A 25,605-nucleotide genomic window follows, 5' to 3' on the forward strand; every position below is an offset into this window, starting at 1 on the left:
TTCGCCCTCGCCAACAACATCCTGCAAGGCCATCGCCTCACCCACAGCGCCGCGGCGTAGCCGATCAGCCACCGACCGCACCCCACCAACCGCACCCCACCAACCGCACTCCTGCGCAGCGATCGCGACACATCATATCGCCGAGAGCCGCCAATCGAATAGCTTCACAGGCTCTCGGGATGAGGGCGCGATTCGCCTGACGCGGCCAACCACCCGGGCGATTCGTGAATTTTCAGTGTGCGAGTCGGCTTGGAACCGGCGCCGGATTGGACGATTCTCTCCTCCCGGGGTATTTACTGGACTGCAAGGTGCGGCGCGGCGTGCATTCGCGTGCCGAACCGACCATCGCGGCGCCGAGCGACGTCGCCGCCAGGCCCTATTTTGCCAGGGTTTGCGGCGGTTTTGCCGGATCGGTCAGAAGTGGTTCTGCCACACCGCTTTAGCCTTGACTTGGCTAGGCCACGCCGATAAAACCCGCGCACTCAACGACAGGCGGTGAGCTTCGCCAACGTCGGAACGGATCACCCACTTGCTCCTCTGGACACGTCCTCCGGATCAAGTCGGGCACCAACCTCGACGCATGTTGCTCAAACGCTGTCGCTTATAGCTAGGCAATGCCAGGACGATAGTCCTCCTCCAGAGCGAACCTCTCGAGATTGATTTCGGATGCATGACCTCGGTGGAGGCCAATCGGTGTAAACCGGGCGGTCAGGATCGCGGTCCTCTGTGGCGTCGAAGCGCTTTCCGCTCAGCAATGAGTGGTCGGCGTGATTTTCGCTTTGCGCGGTGAATGCCGTGTAATGCGGCTCATGGGGCGAGTGGCTCCGAACGAATTTGCGAAGCCGATTAGGGTTTCGCGCGAACAAGGGTGAAGGCGAAGATGCCGACGATCAACCAGCTGATCGCAAGTCCGCGCGTCGTACAGAAGTCGCGCAAGAAGGTTCCGGCGCTGCAGCAGTCGCCGCAGAAGCGGGGCGTTTGCACGCGCGTCTACACGACGACCCCGAAGAAGCCGAACTCGGCGCTTCGTAAGGTTGCCAAGGTTCGTCTGACCAATGGCTTCGAAGTCATTGGCTACATTCCTGGCGAAGGCCACAACCTTCAAGAGCACTCCGTGGTCATGATCCGCGGCGGCCGCGTCAAGGATTTGCCCGGCGTGCGCTACCACATTCTCCGCGGCGTCCTCGATACCCAGGGCGTCAAGAACCGTAAGCAGCGTCGTTCGAAGTACGGCGCGAAGCGTCCGAAATAAGCGGGAAATTGAACGATGTCTCGTCGCCATTCTGCTGAAAAGCGCGAAGTCAATCCGGATCCGAAGTTCGGAAACATTATCCTGACCAAGTTCATGAACTCGGTAATGTACGCCGGGAAGAAGTCGGTCGCCGAGGGCATCGTTTACGGTGCGCTCGAGATCATCGAAGCCAAGACCAAGCAGGGTCCGCTGCCGGTGTTCGAGCAGGCGTTGGAAAACGTCATGCCGACCATCGAAGTGCGCTCGCGCCGCGTCGGCGGCGCGACCTACCAGGTGCCGGTGGAAGTGCGCAGCACCCGCCGCCAGGCGCTCGGCATTCGCTGGCTGATCACCGCGGCGCGCGACCGCAACGAAAAGACCATGACCGAGCGGCTCTCTGCCGAGCTGCTCGATGCTTCGAACGGCCGCGGCAACGCGGTCAAGAAGCGCGAAGACGTGCACCGGATGGCGGAAGCCAACCGCGCCTTCTCGCACTATCGCTGGTAACGGCGAAACACCGGATTCAAGGATAACCCTATGCCCCGCGTTCATGCCATTGAGGACTACCGCAACTTCGGTATCATGGCGCATATCGATGCCGGCAAGACGACAACGACCGAGCGCATCCTGTACTACACCGGCAAGAGCCACAAAATCGGCGAAGTGCACGAAGGTGCCGCGACGATGGACTGGATGGAGCAGGAGCAGGAACGCGGCATCACCATCACTTCGGCCGCGACCACCGCGTTCTGGAACGGCAAGCGCCTGAACATCATCGACACCCCCGGCCACGTCGACTTCACCATCGAAGTCGAGCGTTCGCTGCGCGTGCTCGACGGCGCGGTCGTCGTTCTCGACGGCAACCAGGGCGTCGAGCCGCAGACCGAAACCGTCTGGCGTCAGGGCGACAAGTATCGCGTGCCGCGCATCGTGTTCGCCAACAAGATGGATAAGACCGGCGCTGACTTCTACAAGTGCCTGCAGGACATCATCGACCGTCTCGGCGCCAAGCCGATCGCGATCCAGCTGCCGATCGGCGAGGAGAGCAACTTCAAGGGTCTGGTCGATCTGGTCCGCATGAAGGGCGTGATCTGGGAAGACGAAGCCCTCGGTGCGAACTTCAAGGACATCGACATCCCGGCCGACCTGGTCGAGAAGGCCAAGGAATATCGCGAGAAGATGGTGGAAGCCGCCGTCGAACTCGACGACGATGCGATGGCCGCCTATCTCGACGGCGTTGAGCCGGACGAAGCCACCCTCAAGCGCCTGATCCGCAAGGCCGTGCTGACCAGCGCGTTCTATCCGGTGCTGTGCGGTTCGGCCTTCAAGAACAAGGGCGTGCAGCCGCTGCTCGACGCGGTCGTGGACTATCTGCCGTCGCCGGTCGACGTTCCCGCCATCAAGGGCGTGGACGACGACGGCAACGAGATCATCCGGCTGCCGAACGATAGCGAGCCGCTGGCGCTGCTCGCCTTCAAGATCATGGACGATCCGTTCGTCGGCACCATCACGTTCTGCCGCATCTATTCCGGCACGCTGATTTCCGGCACCGGCGTCGTCAACTCGACGCGCGACCGTAAGGAGCGTATCGGCCGCATGTTGCTGATGCATGCCAACAACCGCGAAGACATCAAGGAAGCCTATGCCGGCGACATCGTCGCTTTGGCCGGTCTGAAGGAAGCCCGCACCGGTGACACCCTGTGCGACGCCAACAAGCCGGTGATCCTCGAGAAGATGGAATTCCCCGAGCCGGTGATCGAGATCGCGATCGAGCCGAAGACCAAGGCCGACCAGGAAAAGCTGGGCGTCGCTTTGGCCAAGCTCGCGGCGGAAGATCCGTCGTTCCGCGTTTCCACCGACCTGGAGTCCGGCCAGACCATTCTCAAGGGCATGGGCGAACTGCATCTCGACATCAAGGTCGACATCCTGCGCCGTACCTACAAGGTCGACGCCAACATCGGCGCGCCGCAGGTGGCGTTCCGTGAACGCGTCACCAAGCGCGCGGAAGTCGACTACACCCACAAGAAGCAGACCGGCGGTACCGGCCAGTTCGCGCGGGTCAAGTTCATCGTCGAGCCGAACGAGCCGGGCAAGGGTTTCGAGTTCGAATCCAAGGTTGTCGGCGGTGCGGTGCCGAAGGAATACATCCCCGGCGTCGAAAAGGGCCTCAACAGCGTGCTCTCCTCGGGCGTGGTCGCCGGCTTCCCGGTGGTCGACGTCAAGGTGACGCTGATCGACGGTGCCTACCACGACGTCGACTCTTCGGCGCTGGCCTTCGAAATCGCCTCGCGGGCTGCTTTCCGCGACGCGCTGCAGAAGGGCAAGTCGGTTCTGCTCGAGCCGATCATGAAGGTCGAATGCGTGACCCCGGAAGACTACACCGGCTCGGTCATCGGCGACTTGAATTCTCGGCGCGGCCAGATCCAGGGCCAGGACATGCGCGGCAATGCCAACGTCATCAACGCGATGGTGCCGCTCATGAATATGTTTGGGTACGTGAACAACCTGCGCTCGATGAGCCAGGGCCGCGCGACCTTTACGATGCAATTCGATCACTACGCGGAAGCGCCGGCCAATGTGTCGGCAGAAGTCCAAAAGAAGTTTGCCTGATTGTCGTTGATGACAGTCAACGACTGAACGGAGAAGTCTCATGGCCAAAGCTAAGTTTGAACGAAACAAGCCGCATTGCAACATCGGTACCATCGGTCACGTCGACCATGGCAAGACGTCGCTGACCGCGGCGATTACCAAGGTGTTGGCGGAAACGGGCGGTGCGACGTTCACGGCCTATGACCAGATCGACAAGGCCCCTGAAGAGAAGGCCCGCGGCATCACCATCTCGACCGCGCACGTCGAATACGAGACCGCGAACCGGCACTACGCCCACGTCGACTGCCCGGGCCACGCCGACTACGTCAAGAACATGATCACCGGCGCGGCGCAGATGGACGGCGGCATTCTCGTCGTCTCCGCGGCCGACGGCCCGATGCCGCAGACCCGCGAGCACATCCTGCTCGCCCGTCAGGTCGGCGTGCCGGCGCTGGTGGTGTTCCTGAACAAGTGCGACATGGTCGACGATCCGGAACTGCTCGAACTGGTCGAGATGGAAGTTCGCGAACTTCTCTCCAAGTACGACTTCCCGGGCGACGACATTCCGATCATCAAGGGTTCGGCGCTGGCCGCCCTCGAGAACAAGGATCCGAAGCTCGGTCATGACGCGATCCTGGAGCTGATGAAGGCGGTCGACGCCTACATCCCGCAGCCGGAACGCCCGATCGACCAGCCGTTCCTGATGCCGGTGGAAGACGTGTTCTCGATCTCCGGTCGCGGCACCGTGGTGACCGGCCGCGTCGAGCGCGGCATCATCAAGGTCGGCGAGGAAATCGAAATCGTCGGTCTGAAGGCGACCCAGAAGACCATCGTCACCGGCGTGGAAATGTTCCGCAAGCTGCTCGATCAGGGCCAGGCTGGCGACAACATCGGCGCGCTGCTGCGCGGCACCAAGCGCGAGGAAGTCGAGCGCGGTCAGGTGCTGTGCAAGCCGGGTTCGGTCAAGCCGCACACCAAGTTCAAGGCCGAGGCCTACATCTTGACGAAGGAAGAGGGCGGTCGTCACACCCCGTTCTTCACCAACTATCGTCCGCAGTTCTACTTCCGCACCACCGACGTCACCGGCGTCGTGCATCTGCCGGAAGGCACCGAGATGGTGATGCCGGGCGACAACATCGCCATGGAAGTTCACCTGATCGTGCCGATCGCGATGGAAGAAAAGCTGCGCTTCGCGATCCGCGAAGGCGGCCGCACCGTCGGCGCCGGCGTGGTGGCCTCGATCATCGAGTAAGGGCGAATAGCGAATAGGGAGTAGCGAATGGGTTCGTCTCATTCGCTACTCACCACTCGCTACTCACCATTCGCTCTGCAAAGAAAGACACGGCAATGAACGGCCAGAATATTCGCATCCGCCTCAAGGCGTTCGATCATCGGATCCTCGATTCGTCGACGCGTGAGATCGTGAACACCGCGAAGCGAACCGGCGCGCAGGTCCGTGGACCGATCCCGCTGCCGACGCGCATCGAGAAGTTCACCGTCAACCGTTCGCCGCACGTCGACAAGAAGAGCCGCGAGCAGTTCGAGATGCGCACCCACAAGCGCCTTCTCGATATCGTCGATCCGACCCCGCAGACCGTCGATGCTTTGATGAAGCTCGACCTGGCCGCCGGTGTCGACGTCGAGATCAAGCTTTAAGATTTTTTGGATTCCCGTCCGGATTTAGCGGACAGAAAGAACAGGAAGCACGCCGATGCGCTCCGGAGTGATCGCACAAAAGGTCGGGATGACGCGGGTCTTTACAGAGACCGGCGAACACATCCCAGTGACCGTGCTCAAGCTGGGCAATTGCCAGGTATTGGGTCATCGCACCACCGAGAAGAACGGCTACGTCGCTATGCAGCTCGGTTCGGGCACGCGGAAGACCGTTTATCTGCCGAAGGCGGAACGCGGCCAGTTCGCGGTCGCCAAGGTCGAGCCGAAGCGTAAGGTCGCGGAATTCCGCGTGTCGGAAGACGCGCTGATCCCGGTCGGCGCCGAGATCCAGGCCGACCATTTCGTGGTCGGTCAGTTCGTCGACGTCACCGGCACCTCGGTCGGTAAGGGCTTCGCGGGCGGCATCAAGCGCTGGAATTTCGGCGGCTTGCGCGCCACCCACGGCGTCTCGGTCTCGCATCGTTCGATCGGTTCGACCGGCGGCCGGCAAGATCCCGGCAAGACCTTCAAGAACAAGAAGATGCCCGGTCACATGGGTGTCGATCGTATCACCACGCTGAATTTGCGCGTGGTCCAGACCGACGTCGAGCGCGGCCTGATCCTCGTCGAAGGTGCCGTTCCCGGCTCCAAGGGCGGCTGGATCGCGGTGCGCGACGCGGTGAAAAAGGTGTTGCCGGCGGAAGCGCCGAAGCCGGGCAAGTTCCGCCTGGCCGATGGCGGCGACCAGGCCGCCGCAGCGCCTGCCGCCGAGCAGGAGGGCGTGTGAGATGGAATTGAAAGTCACCACGCTTGAGGGCAAGGAAGCTGGATCCGTTCAGCTCTCCGACGAGATCTTCGGTCTCGATCCGCGCGTCGACATCATTCAGCGTTGCGTCAACTGGCAGCTCGCAAAGCGCCAGGCCGGCACCCACAAGGCCAAGGGCCGTGCGGAAGTCTGGCGCACCGGCAAGAAGATGTACAAGCAGAAGGGCACCGGCGGTGCGCGTCACGGTTCGCAGCGGGTGCCGCAGTTCCGCGGCGGCGGCCGGGCCTTCGGTCCGGTGGTTCGTTCGCACGCCTTCGATCTGCCGAAGAAGGTTCGCGCGCTCGCTTTGAAGCACGCGCTGTCGGCCAAGGCCAAGGACGGCGGGCTGATCGTGATCGAATCCGCGACGCTGGAAGCCGCCAAGACCAAGGCTTTGGTCGGGCACTTCTCGGGTCTCGGGCTGACCAGCGCGCTGATCATCGACGGGGCCGAGCTCAACAACGGTTTCGCGGTTGCGGCTCGCAACATTCCGAACATCGACGTGCTGCCGATCCAGGGCATCAACGTCTATGACATTCTTCGTCGTCAGAAGCTGGTTTTGACCAAGGCGGCGGTCGATGCGTTGGAGGCGCGCTTCAAATGAAGACTATTGATCCGCGCCACTACGACGTCATCGTCGCTCCAGTGGTGACCGAAAAGGCCACCGTCGCGTCCGAACACAACAAGGTGGTGTTCAAGGTCGCGAGCAAGGCCACCAAGCCGCAGATCAAGGAAGCGGTTGAGAAGTTGTTCGACGTCAAGGTGAAGAGCGTGAACACGCTGGTTCGCAAAGGCAAGACCAAGGTCTTCCGCGGCCAGTTCGGTTCGCAGTCCGACGTCAAGCGTGCGATCGTGACCCTCGAAGAGGGCCACCGCATCGACGTCACCACCGGGCTATGAGGCGGATACGACGATGGCACTGAAAAAATTCAATCCGACGACGCCGGGCCAGCGCCAGCTGGTGATGGTCGATCGTTCGGCGCTCTACAAGGGCAAGCCGGTCAAGTCGCTGACCGAGGGCAAGCATTCGGCGGGCGGTCGCAACAACACCGGTCGCATCGTGGTGCGGTTCCGCGGCGGCGGTCACAAGCAGACCTACCGGATCGTCGACTTCAAGCGCACCAAGGTCGACATGCCGGCCGTGGTCGAGCGGCTGGAATACGATCCGAACCGCACCGCGTTCATCGCGCTGATCAAGTACACCGACGGCACCCAGGCCTATATCCTGGCGCCGCAGCGCTTGGCGGTCGGCGATACCGTGCTGGCCGGCGCCTATGTCGACGTCAAGCCGGGCAACGTGATGCCGCTCGGCAACATGCCGATCGGCACCATCGTCCACAACGTCGAATTGAAGATCGGCAAGGGCGGTCAGATCGCGCGCTCGGCGGGCACCTACGCCCAGCTGGTCGGCCGCGACCACGACTACGTCATCGTCCGGTTGAACTCGGGCGAACAGCGCCTGGTTCACGGCCGCTGCACCGCGACGATCGGTGCGGTGTCGAACCCGGACCACATGAACATCTCGATCGGCAAGGCCGGTCGGTCGCGCTGGCTCGGCCGCAAGCCGCATAACCGCGGCGTCACCATGAACCCGGTCGACCATCCGCACGGCGGCGGCGAAGGCCGCACCTCGGGCGGTCGCCATCCGGTGACCCCGTGGGGCAAGCCGACCAAGGGCAAGAAGACGCGGTCGAACAAGTCGACCAACAAGTTCATTCTCATCAGCCGCCACAAGCGGAAGAAGTAAGGATAGCCGGACATGGTTCGCTCAGTCTGGAAAGGCCCGTTCGTCGAGGGCTCGCTTTTGAAGAAGGCGGATGTCGCTCGTTCCTCGGGCCGGCACGACGTCATCAAGATCTGGAGCCGTCGGTCGACGATCCTTCCGCAATTCGTCGGCCTGGTGTTCGGGGTCTATAACGGCCAGAAGCACGTTCCGGTGTCGGTCAACGAGGAAATGGTCGGACACAAGTTCGGCGAGTTCTCGCCGACCCGGACCTTCCACGGCCATTCGGGCGACAAGAAAGCCAAGAAGGCTTGAGGATCTAGTTATGAGCAAACCAAAGCGCGAACGGAGCCTCCCCGATAACGAGGCCAAGGCGATTGCCCGGATGCTTCGGGTGAGCCCGCAGAAGTTGAACCTCGTCGCGCAGCTGATTCGCGGCCGAAAGGCTTCGGCTGCGCTCGCCGACCTGCAATTTTCGCGCAAGCGGATCGCGGTCGATGTTAAGAAGTGCCTCGAATCGGCGATCGCGAATGCCGAGAACAATCACGACCTCGACGTCGACGCGCTGATCGTGTCCGAAGCGCATGTCGGCAAGGGCATCGTGATGAAGCGTTTCGCACCGCGCGGCCGTGGCCGTTCGGGCCGTATTTTTAAACCGTTCGCGCAGCTGACGATTGTCGTTCGTCAGGTCGAAGCCGAAGCAAGCGCTTAAAGCCAGGGCGCGGGAGACTTTCGATGGGTCAGAAGATCAATCCAATCGGGCTGCGCCTCGGCATCAACCGGACGTGGGATTCCCGTTGGTACGCCGGCAAGAACGAATACGGCAAGCTGTTGCACGAGGACGTCAAGATCCGCGAGATCCTGCACAAGGAGCTGAAGCAGGCTGCCGTGGCGCGGATCGTGATCGAGCGCCCGCACAAGAAGTGCCGCGTCACCATCCACTCGGCGCGTCCGGGCGTGGTGATCGGCAAGAAGGGCGCCGACATCGACAAGCTTCGCAAGAAGGTTGCCGACATCACCGCCTCCGACGTCGTGATCAACATCGTCGAAATCCGCAAGCCGGAGCTCGACGCCACGCTGGTCGCCGAATCGATCGCGCAGCAGCTGGAGCGCCGCGTCGCGTTCCGTCGCGCCATGAAGCGCGCGGTGCAGTCGGCGATGCGTCTCGGCGCCGAGGGCATTCGTATCAATTGTTCGGGCCGTCTCGGCGGCGCGGAAATCGCCCGCATGGAGTGGTACCGTGAAGGTCGCGTGCCGCTGCACACGCTGCGCGCCGACATCGACTACGGTGTCGCCACCGCGTTCACCACGTTCGGCACCTGCGGCGTCAAGGTCTGGATCTTCAAGGGCGAGATCCTCGAGCACGACCCGATGGCGCAGGACAAGCGGATGGCCGAAGGCGACAATTCCCGGCCGCGCCGCGACGCCGCTTGATCGGTCTGACAGAAGGTTTGAGGGCGTAAGCCATGATGCAACCAAAGAAGACGAAGTTCCGCAAGGCGCATAAGGGCCGCATTCACGGCGTGGCGACCTCGGGTGCGACGTTGTCGTTCGGCCAGTTCGGCCTGAAGGCGATGGCGCCCGAGCGGATCACCGCCCGGCAGATCGAAGCCGCGCGTCGTGCGCTGACCCGTCACATGAAGCGCGCCGGCCGCGTCTGGATCCGCATCTTCCCGGATCTGCCGGTGTCGAAGAAGCCCGCCGAAGTGCGAATGGGCTCCGGCAAGGGCACCCCGGAATTGTGGGTGGCCCGCGTCAAGCCCGGCCGCGTGATCTTCGAAATCGACGGCGTCAACGTTCAGGTCGCCAAGGAGGCGCTGACGCTCGCCGCCGCCAAGTTGCCGATCAAGACGCGCTTCGTTGCGCGCATCGCGGAGTAAGGATTAGGTGATGGCCGAGATGAAAACCGCCGATATCCGTGCGATGAGTCCTGATCAGAAAGACGACGCCGTCGCCGAGCTGAAGAAGGAACGTTTCAATCTGCGCTTCCAGCGCGCCACCGGGCAGCTCGAGAACACCTCGCGGCTGCGCGAGGCCCGCCGCGACATCGCACGCATCAAGACCATCGCCGCGCAGCAGCGCGACGCGAAGAAGTAAGGGGCCGACATGCCAAAACGTACGCTGCAGGGCGTGGTCGTCAGCGACAAGCAAGCCAAGACGGTTGTGGTGCGCGTCGACCGCCGCTTCACCCACCCGATCTACAAGAAGACCATCCGCCGCTCCAAGAACTATCACGCCCATGACGAGAACAACGAGTTCAAGCCGGGCGATGTGGTGTGGATCGAGGAAAGCAAGCCGATCTCGAAGCTGAAGCGCTGGACCGTGGTCCGGGGCGAACAGAAAAAAACCGCCTAAGCGCGACTTTGCGCATCAGAAAGAGGACGAGGTGCATCAATGATTCAGATGCAGACCAACCTCGACGTGGCCGATAATTCCGGCGCACGCCGTGTCATGTGCATCAAGGTGCTTGGGGGTTCCAAGCGCCGTTATGCCACCGTTGGCGATGTCATTGTCGTGTCGATCAAGGAAGCCATCCCGCGTGGGAAGGTGAAGAAGGGCGACGTGATGAAGGCCGTGGTGGTGCGGGTCCGCAAGGACATCCGCCGCGCCGATGGTTCAGTCATCCGGTTCGACCGTAACGCTGCCGTGCTGATCAACAATCAGTCGGAGCCGGTCGGCACCCGTATTTTCGGGCCGGTGCCGCGCGAACTGCGCGCCAAAAACCACATGAAGATCATTTCGCTCGCGCCGGAGGTGCTGTGATGGCTGCCAAGATCCGGAAGGGTGACAAGGTTATCGTGCTGAACGGTCGCGACAAGGGTCGCACCGGCGAAGTGTTCGAGGTGCGTCCCACCGAGAACAAGGCGCTGGTTCGTGGCGTCAATCTGGTGAAGCGTCACCAGAAGCAGACCCAGGCCCAGGAAGGTGGCATCATCTCGAAAGAGGCGGCGATCCACCTGTCCAACATCGCAATCGTCGGCAAGGACGGCAAGCCGACCCGCGTTGGCTTCAAGATTCAGGCGGATGGCAAGAAGGTACGCATCGCCAAACGCTCGGGAGCAGAGATCGATGGCTGAGACCGCATACGTTCCGCGTTTACGCGAGCAGTTCGACCGGGAAATCCGCGGCAAGCTGACCGAGCAGTTCGGTTATGCCAATGTGATGCAGGTTCCGCGGCTCGACAAGGTGGTGCTCAACATGGGCATCGGCGAGGCCGTCAACGACCGCAAGAAGGCCGAGACGGCGGCTGCCGACCTCGCGCTGATCGCCGGCCAGAAGCCGATCGTGACCTATTCGCGCGTCGCCATCGCGACCTTCAAGCTGCGTGAAAACCAGCCGATCGGCGCCAAGGTGACGCTGCGCAAGGCCAAGATGTACGAGTTCATCGACCGGCTGATCAACGTCGCGCTGCCGCGCGTCCGAGATTTCCGCGGCCTGAATCCGAAGAGCTTCGACGGCCGCGGCAACTACTCGCTCGGCATCAAAGAGCACATCATTTTCCCCGAAATCGACTTCGACAAGATGGGGGAGACGTGGGGTATGGACGTCACGGTGTGCACTACCGCGCGCACCGACGACGAAGCCCGCGCGTTGTTGACAGCTTTCAATTTCCCGTTCCGGCAGTGAGACGCTGAAAAGCTCTCAAACGCGGTAACTCAGGAGCCAAGCATGGCGAAGAAAAGTTCGATCGAGAAGAATAACCGGCGCAAGCGGTTGACCAAGAATGCGGCGCCGAAGCGGGCGAAGCTGAAGGCGATCATCGCCGACAAGTCGAAGCCGATGGAAGAGCGGTTCGCCGCGACGCTGAAATTGTCCGAGATGCCCCGCAACTCGTCGGCGACCAGGATCCGCAACCGTTGCGAGATCACCGGCCGCGCGCGTTCGGTGTACCGCAAGAGCAAGCTCAGCCGTATCGCGATCCGCGATCTCGGGTCCCGGGGCCTGATCCCGGGTCTCGTGAAGTCCAGTTGGTAAGGGGGCGGGCATGTCAACGCACGATCCAATCAGCGATCTGATCACCCGTATCCGCAACGCGCAGATGCGCGCCAAGTCCAAGGTCTCGACCCCGGGCTCGAAGATGCGCGCCAACGTTCTCGAAGTGCTCAAGAACGAAGGCTACATCCGCGGCTACGCCAGCGTCGATCACGCCTCCGGCCGCAGCGAGCTTGAGATCGAACTCAAGTATTTCGACGGCGAGCCGGTGATCCGCGAGATCGAACGGGTGTCGAAGCCGGGCCGTCGGGTCTACGCGTCGGTGAAGAACCTGCCGCGCGTGAACAACGGCCTCGGAATTTCGGTTTTGTCGACGCCCAAGGGAATCATGGCCGACCACGAAGCGCGTGACGCGAACGTGGGCGGCGAAGTTCTCTTCACGGTGTTCTGAGGAAGGATTATCCATGTCACGTGTTGGCAAAAAGCCCGTCGTGGTCCCCTCGGGAGTCACCGCGAGCGTTCAGGGACAGACCGTCACGATGAAGGGACCGAAGGGTCAGCTTCAGTTCATCGTGCACGACGACGTCGAAGTGAAGTTCGAGGACGGCGCGGTCACGGTGAAGCCGCGGGTCGAGACCAATCGCGCGCGGGCGCTGTACGGCACCGCGCGGGCCCAGGTCGCGAACCTGCTCGAAGGCGTCACCAAGGGCTTCGACAAGAAGCTCGACATCACCGGCGTCGGCTATCGCGCCGCATTGCAGGGTAAGAAGCTGCAGCTCGCGCTCGGCTACAGCCACGATGTGGTTTACGACATTCCGGACGGCATCACCATCACGGTGCCGAAGCCGACCGAGATCTTCATCTCGGGCAACGATTCGCAGCGCGTCGGTCAGGTGGCGGCAGAGATCCGCAGCTATCGCCCGCCGGAGCCCTATAAGGGCAAGGGCGTGCGTTATTCCGACGAGTTTATCTTCCGCAAGGAAGGCAAGAAGAAGTAACGGAGCCGGTCATGTCGAAACTCAAGATTACGAATGCCCGGCGCAAGCAACGCGTGAGGCTGTCGTTGCGCCGGACCGCCAACGGCCGGCCGCGGCTCTCGGTGTTCCGCTCGTCGAAGCACATCTACGCGCAGGTGATCGACGACCTCAAGGGCGAGACCCTGGCGTCGGCGTCGTCGCTGGAGAAGGCGATGCGCGACACCGGCAACACCGGCGCCAATATCGACGCCGCCAAGGCCGTCGGCAAGCTGCTGGCGGAACGCGCGGTGAAGAACGGCGTCACCGAAGTGGTGTTCGATCGCGGCGGCTATCTGTATCACGGGCGCATCAAGGCGCTCGCCGATGCGGCGCGCGAGAGCGGACTGAGCTTCTAAGTTTTGGATAACGGACACAAGGTCGGGGGCGCAAGCCTCTCAAGGATTGGAAAACACCATGGCAGGTGAACGCGAACGCGGTGGAGGCCACCGGGGCCCCCGGGAAGAGCGCGACAGCGAATTCGTCGACAAGCTCGTCCACATCAACCGGGTTGCGAAGGTCGTCAAGGGCGGCAAGCGCTTCGGCTTCGCCGCGCTGGTCGTGATCGGCGATCAGAAGGGCAGGGTCGGTTTCGGTCACGGCAAGGCGCGCGAAGTGCCGGAAGCGATCCGCAAGGCGACCGAGTCCGCGAAGCGCAATCTGACCCGCGTGCCGTTGCGCGAAGGTCGGACGCTGCATCACGATATCGCCGGCCGCCACGGTGCGGGCCGGGTCTATCTGCGTGCGGCCCCGGCCGGTACCGGCATCATCGCCGGCGGCCCGATGCGTGCGGTGTTCGAAACCCTCGGCATCCAGGACGTGGTGGCGAAGTCGATCGGCTCTTCGAACCCTTACAACATGGTTCGCGCCACCTTCGACGCGCTGAAGCATCAGGATTCGCCGCGCTCGGTTGCGGCGCGCCGTAACCTCAAGGTTTCCACCCTGCAGTCGCGCCGTGTCGGTGGCGACGCCGAAGTGGTCGCCGAATAACAACCTGGCACGATCCGGAGAAACCGCTACGGTTGCTCCGGGCCGCTCGTGCCGAGCTCGACAAGATGCGATCTGGAGTTGATGACGATGGCCAACGCCGCAAAGACAATCACGGTCGAACAGATCGGCAGCGCTATTCGCCGCCATCATTCGCAGCGCGCGACGCTGATCGGCCTCAATCTCAATAAGATCGGTCGTACCGCCGAACTGCAGGACACCCCTGAGGTTCGCGGCATGATCACCAAGGTTCAGCACCTCGTTCGCATCGTCGACGAGAAATAAGGAGACAGGGCGATGAAGCTCAGCGATATCGCCGACAACGCCGGCTCGCGCAAGAAGCGTATGCGCGTCGGCCGTGGCATCGGTTCCGGCAAGGGCAAGACCGCCGGCCGTGGCGGCAAGGGCCAGACCGCGCGCTCCGGCGTGCGCATCAAGGGCTTCGAAGGCGGCCAGATGCCGCTGCATCGGCGTCTGCCGAAGCGCGGCTTCAACAACATCTTCCGGCTCGACTTCGCCGAGATCAACCTCGACCGGCTGCAGGAAGCCGTCGACGCCAAAACCATCGACGGGTCGGGCGTGATCAACGCCGAGACGCTGGTGGCCTCCGGCGTGCTGCGTCGCGCCAAGGACGGCGTGCGGCTGCTCGGTCGCGGTGAACTCAAGGCCAAGCTGACCATCGAAGTGCACGGCGCCACCAAGACGGCGATCGAAGCAGTCGAGAAGGCCGGCGGGACCGTGAAGATCCTGGCGCCGGCGAAGAAGGACGAAGGCGAGGCTGCGTAACATCCGCGTCATCCGCTTGGTATAGCGGCGGCGGTAACGCCGGGACGGTGGATTTTTCGCAACTCGAGCCCCAATTTGATGTCCGGCGTCAACCTCATGTCCGGACGGGCATGACGGTGCGAGCGGCGCAGGAGAAAGCCGAACATGGTCTCTGCAGCGGAACAACTTGCGGCCAATCTCAACTTCTCGGCGCTCGGTAAAGCCGAGGAGTTGAAGAAGCGCATCTGGTTTACCCTGGGTGCGCTCCTGGTCTATCGGCTGGGGACCTACATTCCGCTGCCGGGCATCGACCCGCACATCTGGGACCAGGTGTTCAAGTCGCAGGCCGGCGGCATCCTCGGCATGTTCAACATGTTCGCGGGCGGCGGCATCAATCGCATGGCGATTTTTGCCCTCAACATCATGCCCTACATCTCCGCCTCGATCATCATTCAGCTCTTGACCACGGTGTCGCCGCAGCTCGAAGCGCTGAAGAAAGAGGGCGAGTCGGGCCGCAAGACCATCAACCAGTACACCCGCTATCTCACCGTGGTGCTCGCCGCGTTCCAGTCCTACGGCATCGCCGTCGGCCTGCAGGGCGCCGGCAACGTGGTCAGCGAGCCGGGCATGTTCTTTCTGGTGTCGACCGCGGTGACGCTGACCGGCGGCACCATGTTCTTGATGTGGCTCGGCGAGCAGATCACCGCGCGCGGCATCGGCAACGGCATTTCGCTGATCATTCTCGCCGGCATCGTCGCCGAATTGCCTTCGGCGCTGGCCGGGATGCTGGAATTGGGCCGCCAGGGCGCGCTGTCCACCGGCATCATCCTGGTCGTGCTGGTGATGGCCGTCGTCGTCATCGCCTTCATCGTGTTCATGGAGCGGGCGCAGCGCCGGCTGTTGATCCAGTATCCGAAGCGCCAGGTCGGCAACAAGATGTTCGAGGGCCAGTCCTCGCATCTGCCCTTGAAGCTCAACACCGCGGGCGTGATCCCGCCGATCTTCGCCTCGTCGCTGCTGCTGCTGCCCGCCACCGTGGCGAACTTCAACGCCGGCAGCGGGCCGGAATGGTTCCAGTGGATCGTCACCCAGTTCGGCCACGGCCGGCCGCTGTTCCTGGTGTTCTATATCGGAATGATCGTGTTCTTCGCGTTCTTCTACACCGCGATCGTGTTCAACCCGACCGAGACCGCCGACAATCTGAAGAAGCACGGCGGCTTCATCCCCGGCATTCGCCCCGGCGAACGGACCGCGGAATACATCGATTTCGTGCTGTCGCGCATCACCGTGCTCGGCGCGGCCTACCTCGCGGTGGTCTGCCTCATTCCTGAGGTCCTGATCTCCTACGCCGCGGTGCCGTTCTACTTCGGCGGCACCTCGCTGCTGATCGTGGTCAGCGTCACCATGGATACGGTCGCCCAGGTGCAGGGCTATCTGCTGGCGCATCAGTACGAAGGGTTGATCCGGAAGTCGAAACTAAGGGGCCGCCGCAAATGAGACTGATCCTTCTCGGGCCGCCGGGGGCGGGCAAGGGAACGCAGGCACTTCGGCTGGTTCAGCGTCACGGCATCGTTCAACTCTCCACCGGCGACATGCTGCGCGCCGCGGTTAAGGCCGAGACCCCGATCGGGTTGAAGGCCAAGGACCTCATGGCGAGCGGGGCCCTGGTGCCCGACGAGGTCGTGGTCGGCATCATCTCGGATCGGCTCGACGAGCCGGACGCCGCCAACGGCTTCATCCTCGACGGCTTTCCGCGCACCGTGCCGCAGGCCGAGGCGCTCGACGCGCTGCTCAAGGCCAAGCAGTTGAAACTCGACGCCGTGGTGGAATTGCGCGTCAACGAAGGCGCGCTGCTGGCGCGGGTCGAGACCCGCGTCGCCGAAATGCGGGCGAGGGGCGAGGAGCCGCGCGCCGACGACAACGCCGAGGCATTGGCGAAGCGTCTGGCCGCGTACCGCGCCCAGACCGAGCCGCTGGTCCACTACTACTCGGACAAGCGCAAGCTGTTGACCGTCGACGGCATGATGACCATCGAAGAGGTCACCAAGGAAATCGACCGGGTGCTGGAGGCGATTCGCAGCGCCGACGCCAAGAAGACGGTCGCCAAGGCGGCCGCGGCGAAGTCCGCGCGGCGGACCTCGAAGCCCGTCGGCAAGGCCTCGCGCAAGTCGGGCGAATCGGCGAAGAGCGCAAAGACCGCCAAGGCCGGCAAGACCGTTGCCAAGGCCGCGAAGTCCAAGACGACGTCGGCCAAGGCTGCCGCGACGTCCAAGGCGCCGAAGCCGGCCGCCAAGAACACCACGAAGTCCGCCAAGACCGCTGCAAAGAGCAAGGCTGCGACGGCCAAGAAGCCGGCCGGCAAGGCGAAAAAGCCCGCCGCGAAGGCGAAAACGCCGGTTTCCAAGTCCAAGAAGCCGGCTGCTAAGGCGGCCAAGGTAGCGTCGCGCAAGACCGCCGGTAAAACGGCCAAAAAGGTCACGAAACGGCGAGCTAAGGGCTAGACGAGGTTGACGAAACCGAGTCGAGTCCGTTAATAAGGCCCTATTCCGTCGGATTTTCGGACGATGCCGGGCCCCAAGAGAGCGAAGGGGAGGGTGTCGTGTTCGCCGTTGGCGAGCAACCGCCCGAGTTAGCGAAGAACAGCCGGTCCACATGGCCGGCGACAGGAGAGAAGTCTGTGGCCCGTATAGCCGGCGTGAACATTCCGACCAACAAGCGCGTCCTGATCGCGCTGCAGTACATCCATGGCATCGGCCAGAAGAACGCGGCCGACATCCTGGACAAGGTCAAGATCGCGGTTGACAAGCGCGTCAACCAGCTGAGCGACCAGGAAGTTTTGCAGATCCGCGAAGTCATCGACCGCGACTACATGGTCGAGGGCGATCTTCGTCGCGAGACCGGCATGAACATCAAGCGGCTGATGGACCTCGGCTGCTATCGCGGCCTGCGGCATCGTCGCGGTCTGCCGGTGCGCGGTCAGCGCACCCATACCAACGCGCGCACCCGCAAGGGTCCGGCGAAGTCGATCGCCGGCAAGAAGAAGTAATTTGCGCGATTAGCGAATGGCGAATGGCGAATAGGGGCTTGCCTCTATTCGCTATTCGCTACTCGCCATTCGCTTTTTCGGTGTAGCCGCTGGCACTACGGCGGCGTTGAGATCTGTAGAAAGGTAGAGAATGGCCAAGGAAGCCACCCGCGTTCGCCGTCGTGAACGCAAGAACATCGCGTCCGGCATCGCGCACGTGAATTCGTCGTTCAACAACACCACCATCACCATCACCGACGCGCAGGGCAACACCATTGCCTGGTCGTCGGCCGGCACGATGGGCTTCAAGGGTTCGCGCAAGTCGACCCCCTATGCCGCGCAGGTTGCGGCTGAAGACGTCTCCAAGAAGGCGCAGGAACACGGCATGCGCACGCTGGAAGTCGAAGTCGCGGGTCCGGGTTCGGGTCGTGAATCGGCGCTGCGCGCGTTGCAGGCCGCGGGCTTCACCGTCACCTCGATCCGCGACGTGACCACGATCCCGCACAATGGTTGCCGCCCGCGCAAGCGTCGGCGGGTCTGATATTTCAACCGCTGGCGGCCCGGCCGCCGGCGTTTCGTTTTGATGATATCGCGCGGACTGCTCCGCGATCTCCAACGCCAGAGATTTTCATTGGCATGGGTGAAACAGTGACGATCCAGAAAAATTGGCAAGAACTGATTCGGCCGAACAAGCTCGTGGTCACGCCGGGCTCCGACCCGACGCGGTTTGCGACGCTGGTGGCCGAACCGCTCGAGCGCGGCTTCGGTCAGACGCTCGGCAACGCGCTGCGGCGCGTGCTGCTGTCATCGCTGCAGGGTGCCGCGGTGCAGTCGGTTCACATCGACGGCGTGCTGCACGAGTTTTCCTCGATCGCCGGCGTGCGTGAAGACGTCACCGACATCGTGCTGAACATCAAGGACATCTCGATCAAGATGCAGGGCGAAGGCCCGAAGCGCATGGTCGTGAAGAAGCAGGGTCCCGGCACCGTCACCGCCGGCGACATCCAGACCGTCGGCGACGTCGTGGTGCTGAACCCCGACCTGCAGATCTGCACGCTGGACGAGGGCGCCGAGATCCGCATGGAATTCACCGTGTCGGGCGGCAAGGGTTACGTCGCCGCCGAGCGCAACCGTCCCGAGGACGCGCCGATCGGCCTGATCCCGGTCGACAGCCTGTTCTCCCCGGTGCGCAAGGTCTCCTACAAGGTCGAGAACACCCGCGAGGGCCAGATCCTCGACTACGACAAGCTGACCATGACGATCGAGACCAACGGCGCGATCTCGCCGGACGACGCGGTGGCCTATGCCGCCCGCATCCTGCAGGATCAGCTCAACGTGTTCGTCAACTTCGAAGAGCCGCGCAAGGAAGTCACCCAGGAGATCATCCCGGATCTGGCGTTCAACCCGGCGTTCCTCAAGAAGGTCGACGAGTTGGAGTTGTCGGTGCGTTCGGCGAACTGCCTGAAGAACGACAACATCGTCTATATCGGCGACCTGGTGCAGAAGTCGGAAGCGGAAATGCTGCGCACCCCGAACTTCGGCCGCAAGTCGCTCAACGAGATCAAGGAAGTGCTGGCCCAGATGGGGCTGCATCTCGGCATGGAAGTGCCGGGCTGGCCGCCGGAAAACATCGACGAACTGGCCAAGCGCTTCGAGGATCACTACTAAGCGAATAGGGAGTAGCGAATAGCGAATAGATTCGTACTACTCGCCATTCGCTATTCGCCATTCGCTGACTTGGGCGAACGCAGGCAGCCCACCTGAGCAAAAAGTCCGACGAACCGTCGCGACAGTTTGAAATTTTGAGGAATAGACAATGCGTCACGGCAAGGTTCATCGGAAGCTCAACCGCACCGCCGAGCATCGCAAGGCGATGTTCGCCAACATGTGCGCGTCGCTGATCAAGCACGAGCAGATCGTCACCACGCTGCCGAAGGCCAAGGAGCTCCGCCCGATCGTGGAGAAGCTGGTCACGCTCGGCAAGAAGGGCGGTCTCGCGCTGCGCCGCCAGGCGATCAGCGAGATGAAGGATCAGGATCAGGTCCGCAAGTTGTTCGACGTGCTGGCCAAGCGCTACGCCGACCGCCAGGGCGGCTACACCCGCATCATCAAGGCCGGCTTCCGCTACGGCGACAACGCGCCGATGGCGGTGATCGAATTCGTCGACCGCGACGAGAACGCCAAGGGCCTCGACTCCGGCCAGGCCGACGACAAGGCCGCGTAAGCGATCCTTCGTTCGATTTTGAAAGAGCGGCGCCCGGTGCGCCGCTTTTTTATTGGGCGCAGGCCGCGCTATTGTTTTCCTGCGATTGCAGGTGCACGCCGCACACCCGATATCTCCGGCATCAACCACGGAGATAGCAGATGAAGATCGATCTTTCCGGCAAGACCGCGCTGGTCACGGGCTCCACCGCCGGCATCGGCCACGCCATCGCCAAGGGCCTCGCCGCGGCCGGCGCCAATGTGGTGGTCAACGGCCGCAGCCAGGCCAAGGTCGACGCCGCGGTCGCGGCGATCGGCAAGCTCGCCGCCGGCGGCAAGATCATCGGGGTGGCCGCCGACGTCTCCACCGCGGACGGCTGCGACGCGCTGGTCACCGCCTATCCGGACGTCGACATCCTGATCAACAATGCCGGCATCTTCGAGCCGAAGGGTTTCTTCGACATTCCCGACGAAGACTGGGTGCGGTTCTTCGACGTCAACGTGATGAGCGGGATCCGGCTGTCGCGCGCCTATATGCCGGCGATGCTGAGCCGCAACTGGGGCCGCATCGTCTTCATCGCTTCGGAATCCGCGATCATGATTCCGAAGGAGATGATCCACTACGGCATGACCAAGACCGCGCAGCTGTCGGTGTCGCGCGGGCTCGCCGAGATGACCCGCGGCACCGCGGTCACCGTCAACGCGGTAATGCCGGGGCCGACGATGTCGGAGGGCGTGCAGACCTTCGTCGCCGATCTCGCCAAGCAGAACGGCCAATCCGAGGCGGACGCCGCGGCAAACTTCGTCAAACAGCACCGCCCAGGCTCGCTGATCCAGCGCTTCGCCAGCGTCGAGGAGGTCGCCAACATGGTGGTCTATGTCAGCTCGAAAGAAGCCTCCGCCACCAACGGCGCGGCGCTGCGCGTCGAGGGCGGGCTGATCCAGACGATTGCGTAGCAAGGGCCGTCATTCCGGGGCGCGAGGCCGCAGGCCGAGCGAACCCGGAATCTTGCAGCGCGACGCAGCGCTGCTGCTGACCGCGAGTTTCCGGGTTCGCTCGCAGCTGTCGCTGCTCGCGCCCCGGAATGACGGCGGTGTTCGTGTCGACTCCGAACTACCACCCCTCGAGCACGATCTTGCCGACCGAGCTGCCGGATTCGATCTGCGCGTGCGCCTTTTTCAGATTGGCGGCGTTGATCGGGCCGAAAGAGCGGTCCAGCGTGGTGCGCAGCACGCCCTTGTCGATCAGGTCGGCGACGTCGTTCAACAGATCATGCTGCGCGATCATGTCGGCGGTCTGATAGGTCGAGCGGGCGAACATCGCCTCCCAATTTAGCGACGCCGATTTGGCCTTCAGCGGCATGGCGTCGAGCGTCGCCGGATCGTCGATCAGCGCGATCTTGCCCTGCGGCGCCAGGATCTCGATCAGCGCGGCGAAGTGCTGCTCGGTGCCGGTGAGGCTGGCGATCAGCGAAACCGGCGGCAGCTTCAACGCGGCGATCTGCGCCGGCAGCGGCTTGGAATGATCGACCACATGATGCGCGCCGAGCTCCAGGCACCATTTGGTGGTCTGCGGCCGCGACGCGGTCGCCACCACGGTGAGGCCGGTCAGCCGTCGCGCCAGCTGGATCAGGATCGAGCCGACGCCGCCGGCGCCGCCGACGATCAGCAGCGTGCGCGGATCGAAGCTTTTGCCGGGCGCCACGCCGAGCCGCTCGAACAGCAGCTCCCAGGCGGTGATCGAAGTCAGCGGCAAGGCCGCGGCCTGCGCGAACGACAGCGACTTCGGCTTGTGGCCCACGATGCGCTCGTCGACCAGATGGAATTCCGAATTGGTGCCGGGCCGCACGATCGAGCCGGCGTACCACACCTCGTCGCCGGGCTTGAACAGAGTGACCTCCGGGCCGACCGCGTCGACCACGCCGGCGGCGTCATAGCCGAGGATCTTGTGCTCGCCGGCCGGGGGTGCTGCGCGCTTGCGCACCTTGGTGTCGACCGGATTGACCGACACCGCGCGCACCGCGACCCGCAGGTCGCGTCCGGTCGGGGCGGGGTTCGGGATCTCGACGTCGAGCAGGGCGTCGCTGTGGTCGATGGGGAGGGATTGTGTGTAGCCGACGGCTTTCATCGAACGCTCCATATGCTGCGGCCGGCAACTTGTCCGTAAGCTCCCCTGTTTGCAAGTACTGTCCGATCGGGGATATAGTCACCGATCGGATACTATTGGACCAAACGGCATGAAACGGCGCGATTTCAATTGCGGCCCCGGCTGCCCGGTCGAGGTCACGCTCGACCTGATCGACGGCAAATGGAAGGGCGTGATCCTGTATCATCTGCAAGAGGGCCGGCTGCGGTTCGGCGAATTGCGCAAGAAGATGCCGGGCATCACCCAGCGGATGCTGACCAAGCAGTTGCGGGCGCTGGAGGACGATGGCCTGATCACCCGCCAAGTGTTCGCCGAGGTGCCGCCGCGGGTGGAATATGCGCTATCGGAGACCGGGCTGCGGCTGCGGCCGGTGATCGACGCGTTGAAACGCTGGGGCGAGGACCACCAGGCCCGGCAACTTGCCGCGGCGCCCCGCGTTGGGGACGACGCCGAAAGCGCGCCGGCCGCGCCGGCCGCGCCGGACCGCGGGCTGTGAGCGGCGCGCAGCGCTCGCTTCTCTTGCGCCACCGGGGCGCCTATATCTCAGCGCTCAACAGCGGGATTCTCTCATGATGTCGACACGTGCGCTCACCGCCCTGGTGCTGGCCTTCGTTCTTTCCGTTCCGGCGCAGGCGCAGCCGCAGGAGCGCCGGGTGCCGTCCTCGCCCGCCGAGTTGAAGCTCAGCTACGCGCCGATCGTGCAGCGGGTGCAGCCGGCCGTGGTCAACGTCTACGCCGCAAAGATCGTCCAGAACCGCAATCCGCTGCTGGAAGACCCGATCTTCCGCCGTTTCTTCGGCGTGCCGGGCCAGCAGCCGGAGCAGATGCAGCGCTCGCTCGGTTCGGGCGTGATGGTCGATCCGTCCGGCCTCGTCGTCACCAACAACCACGTCATCGAGGGCGCCGACCAGGTCAAGATCTCGCTGTCCGACAAGCGCGAATTCGAGGCCGAGATCGTGCTGAAGGACAGCCGCACCGATCTGGCGGTGCTGCGATTGAAAGACGTCGCCGGCGAGAAATTCCCGACGCTGGATTTCTCCAATTCCGACGAGCTCTTGGTCGGCGACGTGGTGCTGGCGATCGGCAATCCGTTCGGCGTCGGCCAGACCGTCACCCACGGCATCATCTCGGCGCTGGCACGCACCCAGGTCGGCATCACCGACTACCAATTCTTCATCCAGACTGACGCGGCGATCAACCCCGGCAATTCCGGCGGCGCGCTGGTCGACGTCAACGGCCGGCTGGTCGGCATCAACACCGCGATCTTCTCGCGCTCCGGCGGCTCGCAGGGCATCGGCTTTGCGATTCCTGCCAACATGGTGCGGGTGGTGGTCGGCTCGGCAAAGAGCGGCGGCAAGGAGGTCAAGCGGCCGTGGCTCGGCGCGCGGCTGCAGGCGGTGACGCCGGAGATCGCCGAGACGCTCGGCTTGAAACTGCCGAGCGGCGCGCTGGTGGCGAGCGTCACCGCGGGCAGCCCCTCGGCCCGCGCCGGCTTGAAACTCTCCGACCTGATCGTCGCGATCGACGGCTTCACCGTCGATGATCCCAACGCCTTCGATTATCGCTTCGCCACGCGCCCGTTGGGCAGCACCGCGCAGGTCGACGTGCAGCGCGGCGGCAAGCTGGTGAAGCTCGCGATCCCGCTGGAGACCGCGCCGGACACCGGCCGCGACGAGATCGTGGTGCGGTCGCGCTCGCCGTTCCAGGGCGCCAAGGTCGCCAACATCTCGCCGGCCTTGGCCGACGAATTGCGGCTCGATCCCAGCATCGAGGGCGTGGTGGTGATCGATCTCGCCGACGACGCGCCGGCCGCCGGCGTCGGCTTCCAGAAGGGCGACATCATCATCGCGGTCAACAACAAGAAGATCTCGCGCACCAGCGAGCTGGAGCGGATCGCCAGCGAACCGTCGCGGCTGTGGCGCATCACCGTGGTGCGCGGCGGCCAGCAGATCAACGTCACGCTCGGCGGATGAGGCGCGCAACACAGCTCTGCTTCACCTCTCCCCGCTTGCGGGGAGAGGTCGACCGGCGAAGCGTCAGCGCAGCCGGTCGGGTGAGGGGGCGTCTCGTCCTATCGCAGGCTTATTCCCCGTCTCCGGCGCCCCCTCACCCCGACCCTCTCCCCGCAAGCGGGGAGAGGGAGAAGGTCCGCCGATGAGTCCGAAGCGCCCGCAGCAATCGGAGAACCTGTTCGCCGCGGCGGGCATGGAGGCGAATGCGCCGCATCCGTTGCCGGACCGGCTGCGGCCGCGCGCGCTGGCCGACGTGGTCGGCCAGGATCACATCCTCGGCCCCGACGGCGCGCTGACAAGGATGCTGGAAACCCGCACGCTGGGTTCGCTGGTGTTCTGGGGCCCGCCCGGCACCGGCAAGACCACGGTGGCGCGGCTGCTCGCCGACGCCACCGAGCTGCATTTCGAGCAGATCTCCGCGGTGTTCTCCGGCGTCGCCGACTTGAAGAAAGTGTTCGACGCCGCGCGTGCCCGCCGCCAGACCGGCCGCGGCACGCTGTTGTTCGTCGACGAGGTGCATCGCTTCAACAAGGCGCAGCAGGATTCGTTTTTGCCGGTGATGGAAGACGGCACCGTGGTGTTGGTCGGCGCCACCACCGAGAATCCGTCGTTCGAACTCAACGCCGCGCTGTTGTCGCGCGCGCGCGTGCTGGTGTTTCATTCGCTCGACGCCGCCGCGATCGAACAGCTCTACGCCCATGCGGAGGCGGTCGAAGGCAAAAAACTGCCGCTCGATGCCGAGGCGAGGGCGGTGCTGGTGCGGATGGCGGACGGCGATGGCCGCGCCGCCTTGACGCTCGCCGAAGAGGTCTGGCGCGCCGCGCGCGCCGACGAGGTGTTCAACGCCGAGCAGCTGCAAGAGATCTTGCAGCGCCGCGCGCCGATCTACGACAAATCCGCCGACGGCCATTACAATTTGATTTCGGCGCTGCATAAATCGGTGCGCGGCTCCGATCCGGATGCGGCGCTGTACTACCTGTGCCGGATGTTCGACGCCGGCGAGGACCCGTTGTTCCTGGCGCGCCGCGTCGTCCGCATGGCAGTCGAGGACATCGGTCTGGCCGACCCGCAGGCGCTGGTGATCTGCAACGCCGCCAAGGACGCCTATGATTTCTTGGGCTCGCCAGAGGGCGAATTGGCGATCGCGCAGGCGGTGATCTATCTGGCCACCGCGCCGAAATCCAACGCCGCCTACAAAGCCTACAAGGCCGCAATGCGGACGGCGAAGGAGGGCGGCTCGCTGCTGCCGCCGAAGCACATTCTCAACGCCCCGACCAAACTGATGAAATCCGAGGACTACGGCGCGGGCTATCAATACGACCACGACACCCCGGAAGGCTTTTCCGGCCAGGAGTACTTCCCCGACGCGCTCGGTCACCAGACCTTCTACGATCCGCCGGACCGCGGCTTCGAGCGCGAGATCCGGAAGCGGCTGGACTACTGGGCGAAGCTGCGCGCGGCGAAATCCTAAGAGTCTCACTCAAAAAGCAGCGAGCAAGATCAGCGGTTGTGTCATTGCGA

General features: G+C 63.7%; 36 protein-coding genes. 35 read left to right on the top strand and 1 reads right to left on the bottom strand.

From position 1 onward, the window contains the following. Nucleotides 1-880 precede the first annotated feature (880 nt). The 32 genes from rpsL (at nt 881) to HNR60_RS17035 (ending at nt 20,883) form a co-directional block, all read left to right on the top strand. Complete coding sequence (rpsL, locus tag HNR60_RS16880) at nt 881-1,252, top strand: 30S ribosomal protein S12 (RefSeq protein WP_011473880.1); 372 nt, start codon at nt 881-883, stop codon at nt 1,250-1,252. A gap of 15 nt (nt 1,253-1,267) precedes the next feature. Further along, nucleotides 1,268-1,738, top strand: coding sequence for a 30S ribosomal protein S7 (gene rpsG / locus HNR60_RS16885; RefSeq protein WP_184259575.1), 471 nt, complete (start codon nt 1,268-1,270; stop codon nt 1,736-1,738). A 30-nt stretch (nt 1,739-1,768) separates the two neighbouring features. Next, nucleotides 1,769-3,841 (top strand): elongation factor G, encoded by a 2,073-nt coding sequence (gene fusA, locus HNR60_RS16890; RefSeq protein WP_184259577.1) that lies wholly within the window; start codon nt 1,769-1,771, stop codon nt 3,839-3,841. Nucleotides 3,842-3,881: 40 nt separating this feature from the next. Continuing rightward, on the top strand, nt 3,882-5,072 hold the full coding sequence (gene tuf, locus HNR60_RS16895; protein ID WP_184259579.1) for an elongation factor Tu: 1,191 nt from the start codon (nt 3,882-3,884) through the stop codon (nt 5,070-5,072). A gap of 95 nt (nt 5,073-5,167) precedes the next feature. Beyond that, a complete protein-coding gene (gene rpsJ / locus HNR60_RS16900) occupies nt 5,168-5,476 on the top strand; it encodes a 30S ribosomal protein S10 (RefSeq protein ID WP_011473876.1) in 309 nt (102 codons plus the stop codon). Between the two features lie 55 nt (nt 5,477-5,531). Continuing rightward, nucleotides 5,532-6,260: a 50S ribosomal protein L3 gene (rplC, locus tag HNR60_RS16905; protein WP_184259581.1), complete on the top strand. Its 729-nt coding sequence runs from the start codon at nt 5,532-5,534 to the stop codon at nt 6,258-6,260. A 1-nt stretch (nt 6,261) separates the two neighbouring features. Beyond that, entirely contained in the window at nt 6,262-6,882 is a 621-nt protein-coding gene (rplD, locus tag HNR60_RS16910; RefSeq protein WP_011473874.1) for a 50S ribosomal protein L4, read from the top strand. Beyond that, nucleotides 6,879-7,178, top strand: a complete 300-nt coding sequence (locus HNR60_RS16915; RefSeq protein ID WP_184259583.1) for a 50S ribosomal protein L23 — start codon at nt 6,879-6,881, stop codon at nt 7,176-7,178. The genes rplD and HNR60_RS16915 overlap by 4 nt, the downstream gene beginning before the upstream one ends. 13 nt (nt 7,179-7,191) lie before the next feature. Continuing rightward, nucleotides 7,192-8,025, top strand: a complete 834-nt coding sequence (rplB, locus tag HNR60_RS16920) for a 50S ribosomal protein L2 (RefSeq protein WP_011473872.1) — start codon at nt 7,192-7,194, stop codon at nt 8,023-8,025. A gap of 12 nt (nt 8,026-8,037) precedes the next feature. Further along, the gene (gene rpsS / locus HNR60_RS16925) at nt 8,038-8,316 is read left to right on the top strand and encodes a 30S ribosomal protein S19 (RefSeq protein WP_011473871.1); all 279 of its coding nucleotides are present in this window, start codon (nt 8,038-8,040) and stop codon (nt 8,314-8,316) included. 10 nt (nt 8,317-8,326) lie between these two features. Further along, nucleotides 8,327-8,713 carry a 50S ribosomal protein L22 gene (gene rplV, locus HNR60_RS16930; RefSeq protein ID WP_011473870.1) on the top strand — a complete coding sequence of 129 codons (387 nt, stop codon included), beginning with the start codon at nt 8,327-8,329 and terminating at the stop codon, nt 8,711-8,713. A 23-nt stretch (nt 8,714-8,736) separates the two neighbouring features. Further along, on the top strand, nt 8,737-9,435 hold the full coding sequence (rpsC, locus tag HNR60_RS16935) for a 30S ribosomal protein S3 (RefSeq protein WP_011473869.1): 699 nt from the start codon (nt 8,737-8,739) through the stop codon (nt 9,433-9,435). A gap of 32 nt (nt 9,436-9,467) precedes the next feature. Continuing rightward, on the top strand, nt 9,468-9,881 hold the full coding sequence (gene rplP, locus HNR60_RS16940; RefSeq protein ID WP_011473868.1) for a 50S ribosomal protein L16: 414 nt from the start codon (nt 9,468-9,470) through the stop codon (nt 9,879-9,881). Between the two features lie 10 nt (nt 9,882-9,891). Continuing rightward, nucleotides 9,892-10,098: a 50S ribosomal protein L29 gene (gene rpmC / locus HNR60_RS16945; RefSeq protein ID WP_011473867.1), complete on the top strand. Its 207-nt coding sequence runs from the start codon at nt 9,892-9,894 to the stop codon at nt 10,096-10,098. A 9-nt stretch (nt 10,099-10,107) separates the two neighbouring features. Next, complete coding sequence (gene rpsQ / locus HNR60_RS16950) at nt 10,108-10,356, top strand: 30S ribosomal protein S17 (RefSeq protein ID WP_011473866.1); 249 nt, start codon at nt 10,108-10,110, stop codon at nt 10,354-10,356. A gap of 39 nt (nt 10,357-10,395) precedes the next feature. Then, the gene (gene rplN, locus HNR60_RS16955) at nt 10,396-10,764 is read left to right on the top strand and encodes a 50S ribosomal protein L14 (protein ID WP_011473865.1); all 369 of its coding nucleotides are present in this window, start codon (nt 10,396-10,398) and stop codon (nt 10,762-10,764) included. Beyond that, the gene (rplX, locus tag HNR60_RS16960; RefSeq protein ID WP_011473864.1) at nt 10,764-11,078 is read left to right on the top strand and encodes a 50S ribosomal protein L24; all 315 of its coding nucleotides are present in this window, start codon (nt 10,764-10,766) and stop codon (nt 11,076-11,078) included. Before rplN ends, rplX begins: the two co-directional genes overlap by 1 nt. Continuing rightward, nucleotides 11,071-11,628, top strand: coding sequence for a 50S ribosomal protein L5 (gene rplE / locus HNR60_RS16965; RefSeq protein ID WP_011473863.1), 558 nt, complete (start codon nt 11,071-11,073; stop codon nt 11,626-11,628). Before rplX ends, rplE begins: the two co-directional genes overlap by 8 nt. A 42-nt stretch (nt 11,629-11,670) precedes the next feature. Then, nucleotides 11,671-11,976, top strand: coding sequence for a 30S ribosomal protein S14 (gene rpsN, locus HNR60_RS16970; protein WP_184259585.1), 306 nt, complete (start codon nt 11,671-11,673; stop codon nt 11,974-11,976). 10 nt (nt 11,977-11,986) lie between these two features. Continuing rightward, the gene (gene rpsH, locus HNR60_RS16975) at nt 11,987-12,385 is read left to right on the top strand and encodes a 30S ribosomal protein S8 (RefSeq protein ID WP_011473861.1); all 399 of its coding nucleotides are present in this window, start codon (nt 11,987-11,989) and stop codon (nt 12,383-12,385) included. Between the two features lie 13 nt (nt 12,386-12,398). Next, nucleotides 12,399-12,932, top strand: a complete 534-nt coding sequence (gene rplF / locus HNR60_RS16980) for a 50S ribosomal protein L6 (RefSeq protein WP_184259587.1) — start codon at nt 12,399-12,401, stop codon at nt 12,930-12,932. 11 nt (nt 12,933-12,943) lie between these two features. After that, nucleotides 12,944-13,306 carry a 50S ribosomal protein L18 gene (gene rplR, locus HNR60_RS16985; protein ID WP_184259589.1) on the top strand — a complete coding sequence of 121 codons (363 nt, stop codon included), beginning with the start codon at nt 12,944-12,946 and terminating at the stop codon, nt 13,304-13,306. Between the two features lie 58 nt (nt 13,307-13,364). Further along, entirely contained in the window at nt 13,365-13,937 is a 573-nt protein-coding gene (rpsE, locus tag HNR60_RS16990; RefSeq protein ID WP_011473858.1) for a 30S ribosomal protein S5, read from the top strand. An 87-nt stretch (nt 13,938-14,024) separates the two neighbouring features. Further along, a complete protein-coding gene (gene rpmD, locus HNR60_RS16995; protein ID WP_011473857.1) occupies nt 14,025-14,219 on the top strand; it encodes a 50S ribosomal protein L30 in 195 nt (64 codons plus the stop codon). A 12-nt stretch (nt 14,220-14,231) separates the two neighbouring features. Next, nucleotides 14,232-14,720, top strand: coding sequence for a 50S ribosomal protein L15 (rplO, locus tag HNR60_RS17000; protein ID WP_011473856.1), 489 nt, complete (start codon nt 14,232-14,234; stop codon nt 14,718-14,720). Between the two features lie 144 nt (nt 14,721-14,864). Beyond that, nucleotides 14,865-16,196 carry a preprotein translocase subunit SecY gene (secY, locus tag HNR60_RS17005; RefSeq protein ID WP_184259591.1) on the top strand — a complete coding sequence of 444 codons (1,332 nt, stop codon included), beginning with the start codon at nt 14,865-14,867 and terminating at the stop codon, nt 16,194-16,196. Beyond that, nucleotides 16,193-17,200, top strand: a complete 1,008-nt coding sequence (locus HNR60_RS17010) for an adenylate kinase (protein WP_184259593.1) — start codon at nt 16,193-16,195, stop codon at nt 17,198-17,200. The genes secY and HNR60_RS17010 overlap by 4 nt, the downstream gene beginning before the upstream one ends. A gap of 176 nt (nt 17,201-17,376) precedes the next feature. Next, nucleotides 17,377-17,745, top strand: coding sequence for a 30S ribosomal protein S13 (rpsM, locus tag HNR60_RS17015; RefSeq protein WP_184259595.1), 369 nt, complete (start codon nt 17,377-17,379; stop codon nt 17,743-17,745). 130 nt (nt 17,746-17,875) lie between these two features. Next, a complete protein-coding gene (rpsK, locus tag HNR60_RS17020) occupies nt 17,876-18,265 on the top strand; it encodes a 30S ribosomal protein S11 (RefSeq protein WP_002715392.1) in 390 nt (129 codons plus the stop codon). A 95-nt stretch (nt 18,266-18,360) separates the two neighbouring features. After that, the gene (locus HNR60_RS17025; protein ID WP_184259597.1) at nt 18,361-19,392 is read left to right on the top strand and encodes a DNA-directed RNA polymerase subunit alpha; all 1,032 of its coding nucleotides are present in this window, start codon (nt 18,361-18,363) and stop codon (nt 19,390-19,392) included. Nucleotides 19,393-19,540: 148 nt separating this feature from the next. Next, the gene (rplQ, locus tag HNR60_RS17030) at nt 19,541-19,948 is read left to right on the top strand and encodes a 50S ribosomal protein L17 (RefSeq protein WP_184259599.1); all 408 of its coding nucleotides are present in this window, start codon (nt 19,541-19,543) and stop codon (nt 19,946-19,948) included. A 140-nt stretch (nt 19,949-20,088) separates the two neighbouring features. After that, on the top strand, nt 20,089-20,883 hold the full coding sequence (locus tag HNR60_RS17035; protein WP_184259601.1) for an SDR family NAD(P)-dependent oxidoreductase: 795 nt from the start codon (nt 20,089-20,091) through the stop codon (nt 20,881-20,883). Between the two features lie 157 nt (nt 20,884-21,040). Here HNR60_RS17035 and HNR60_RS17040 read toward each other — a convergent pair whose 3' ends face one another. Continuing rightward, nucleotides 21,041-22,054, bottom strand: coding sequence for a zinc-binding alcohol dehydrogenase family protein (locus tag HNR60_RS17040; RefSeq protein ID WP_184259603.1), 1,014 nt, complete (start codon nt 22,052-22,054; stop codon nt 21,041-21,043). Nucleotides 22,055-22,163: 109 nt separating this feature from the next. Here HNR60_RS17040 and HNR60_RS17045 point away from each other — a divergent pair, with 109 nt between their 5' ends. The 3 genes from HNR60_RS17045 (at nt 22,164) to HNR60_RS17055 (ending at nt 25,555) form a co-directional block, all read left to right on the top strand. Next, nucleotides 22,164-22,568, top strand: a complete 405-nt coding sequence (locus tag HNR60_RS17045) for a winged helix-turn-helix transcriptional regulator (protein ID WP_184259605.1) — start codon at nt 22,164-22,166, stop codon at nt 22,566-22,568. Between the two features lie 73 nt (nt 22,569-22,641). Continuing rightward, nucleotides 22,642-24,045 (top strand): DegQ family serine endoprotease, encoded by a 1,404-nt coding sequence (locus tag HNR60_RS17050; RefSeq protein ID WP_184259607.1) that lies wholly within the window; start codon nt 22,642-22,644, stop codon nt 24,043-24,045. A 181-nt stretch (nt 24,046-24,226) separates the two neighbouring features. Further along, nucleotides 24,227-25,555, top strand: coding sequence for a replication-associated recombination protein A (locus HNR60_RS17055; protein ID WP_184259609.1), 1,329 nt, complete (start codon nt 24,227-24,229; stop codon nt 25,553-25,555). Nucleotides 25,556-25,605 lie beyond the last annotated feature (50 nt).

This window comes from Rhodopseudomonas rhenobacensis, assembly GCF_014203125.1.
Lineage (GTDB): Bacteria > Pseudomonadota > Alphaproteobacteria > Rhizobiales > Xanthobacteraceae > Rhodopseudomonas_A > Rhodopseudomonas_A rhenobacensis.